The 2,413-nt window shown below is 63.8% G+C and carries 3 protein-coding genes and 1 pseudogene; all 4 read left to right on the forward strand.

All coding sequences use genetic code 11. The annotated features are described in order from the left end of the window. Positions 1-319: pseudogene (locus ABYW26_RS13430) on the forward strand (tyrosine--tRNA ligase); the annotation flags it as partial. Between the two features lie 111 nt (positions 320-430). Then, entirely contained in the window at positions 431-1,018 is a 588-nt protein-coding gene (gene hisB, locus ABYW26_RS13435; RefSeq protein ID WP_372605421.1) for an imidazoleglycerol-phosphate dehydratase HisB, read from the forward strand. Between the two features lie 5 nt (positions 1,019-1,023). After that, positions 1,024-1,662, forward strand: a complete 639-nt coding sequence (gene hisH / locus ABYW26_RS13440; RefSeq protein WP_372605422.1) for an imidazole glycerol phosphate synthase subunit HisH — start codon at positions 1,024-1,026, stop codon at positions 1,660-1,662. Then, a complete protein-coding gene (locus ABYW26_RS13445) occupies positions 1,659-2,327 on the forward strand; it encodes an ATP-binding protein (protein WP_372605423.1) in 669 nt (222 codons plus the stop codon). The genes hisH and ABYW26_RS13445 overlap by 4 nt, the downstream gene beginning before the upstream one ends. Positions 2,328-2,413 lie beyond the last annotated feature (86 nt).

The following is a 2,413-nucleotide window of genomic DNA, read 5'->3' on the forward strand; positions in this document are numbered from 1 at the left end:
CCATGGCCGCGCCGCCTCCGAAGCTGCCGAGGCCACCGCCCGCGAAGTGTTCGAAAAAGGCGGGGTCGGGGACGATCTGCCGACGCTGACGCTGGAACATTCCGAAATCGGTGACGGGATTTCGATCATCCAGCTGATCGTCAAGTCGGGCCTTGCGAAATCCGGCAAAGAGGCCAAGCGCCTGATCGCCGAAAACGGGGCGCGGATGAATGACGAACCGCTGCTGGATGCCGGTCTGATGGTCGATGCGGCGGCTTTGGCCTCGCCGATCAAGCTGAGCGCCGGCAAGAAACGCCACGCGCTGGTGGTTCTGGCCTGAGGCCCCGGCCTGCGCGCCCCCGGCAACAGCCTGTCAAAATCAGTGCCGTCCCTCTTGGACGAACACCCCGAGCGGCGTATAAGCCGTTGAAACACCAAGCGGAGGCCCCCGATGCGGACGGCGAAAATCACGCGCAAGACAGCCGAGACCTCAATTTCCGTCGAGATCAATCTCGACGGCACAGGTCGCTATGACAACCAGACCGGCATTGGGTTTTTCGACCACATGCTGGACCAGTTGTCGCGGCACTCGCTGATCGATTTCACCATCCGCGCCAATGGCGATTACCACATCGACGACCACCACACCGTCGAAGACACCGGCATCGCGCTGGGTCAGGCGCTGGTCGCGGCTTTGGACGACAAAAAGGGCATCCGCCGTTATGGCAGTTGCCTGTTGCCGATGGATGACGCGCTGGTGCGCGCGGCGCTGGACCTGTCCGGGCGGCCGTTCCTTGTCTGGAATGTCACCCTGCCGACCGCCAAGATCGGCGCGTTCGATTCAGAACTGGTGCGCGAATTCTTTCAGGCGCTCAGCACCCACGGCGGCATCACCCTGCATGTCGATCAACTGCACGGGATCAACAGCCACCACATCGCCGAGGCGACGTTCAAGGCCGTGGCCCGCGCCCTGCGCGACGCGGTCGAGACCGACCCGCGCAAGGCCGATGCCATCCCCTCGACCAAGGGGGCGCTGTAACACAGATGCTGACAGCTATTGTCGATTACGAGTCAGGTAACCTGCACTCGGCGCAAAAGGCATTCGAACGCGTCGCCCGCGAAACGGGCGCGGGCGACGTGATCGTCACCTCGGACCCCGACACCGTGCGCCGCGCCGACCGGGTGGTTCTGCCCGGCGACGGGGCCTTTCCGGCCTGCCGCAAGGAGCTGTTCGACCATCGCGGGCTATTTGAGGCCATCGAAGAGGCCGTCATCACCGGCGGCCGCCCGTTCATGGGCATTTGCATCGGCATGCAGATGCTGGCGACCCGTGGCCTTGAATATGAAGAAACGCCGGGTTTCGACTGGATCGGCGGTGACGTGGTGCGGATCACCCCCGCAGACCCGGCGCTGAAAGTGCCGCATATGGGCTGGAACGATCTGGTGATCGACACCGCCCACCCGGTGCTGGATGGCATTCAAACCGGCGACCACGCCTATTTCGTGCATTCCTATCATTTCCGCGTCGCGGACCCGGCGCATCTGATCGCGCATTGCGATTACGGCGGCAAGATCACCGCGATCGTCGGCCGCGACAACCTTGTCGGCACCCAGTTCCACCCCGAGAAAAGCCAGACCGTCGGCCTGCGCATCATCGGCAATTTCCTTGGCTGGCGCCCGTGACCGCCCCGCGCGCGGTGCTGTCGTGGTCCTCGGGCAAGGATTGCGCCTTTGCGCTGTATGAGACCCGCCGTCAGGGGCTTGCCGATGTCGTGGCCGCGCTGACCACTACGAACGAGGCGTTTGAGCGCGTCGCCATGCATGGCACCCGCAACGACCTGCTGACGCGTCAGGTGGCGGCGATGGGGCTGGACCCGATCACCATTCCCCTGCCCTGGCCGTGCAGCAATGACGATTACGAGGCGCGAATGCAGACCGCCATCGCCGATTTGCAGGCCCGTGACATCACCCATATGATCTTTGGCGATCTCTATCTCGAAGACGTGCGCCAATACCGCGAGGACAAGCTGGCCGGAACCGGCATCACGCCGCTGTTTCCGCTTTGGGGCCGCGACACCGCCGATCTGGCCCGCGACATGATTGACGCCGGGTTTGACACCCGCATCGTCACGGTCGACCCGCGCAAGCTGGACGCCAGTTTCGCCGGGCGCAAATTCGACGCCAGCTTCCTTGCCGACCTGCCCGAAGGCATCGATCCCTGCGGCGAGAATGGTGAATTCCACTCGGCCGTGGTCGCGGGGCCGATCTTTGACGCGCCGATTGCCGTCACCACCGGCGAAACCGTGACGCGCGACGGCTTTGTCTATGCCGATCTGATCCCGGTCTAGGACCTAAGGCACGCGGTTCCAGACCTGTTTCTTACAGATCGGACCGACACAGCCGGACACGTTCAGAACATCGCCCTCCAACTCCA

Origin of the sequence: Actibacterium sp., from assembly GCF_041584535.1 — a bacterium.
GTDB lineage: Bacteria > Pseudomonadota > Alphaproteobacteria > Rhodobacterales > Rhodobacteraceae > Actibacterium_D.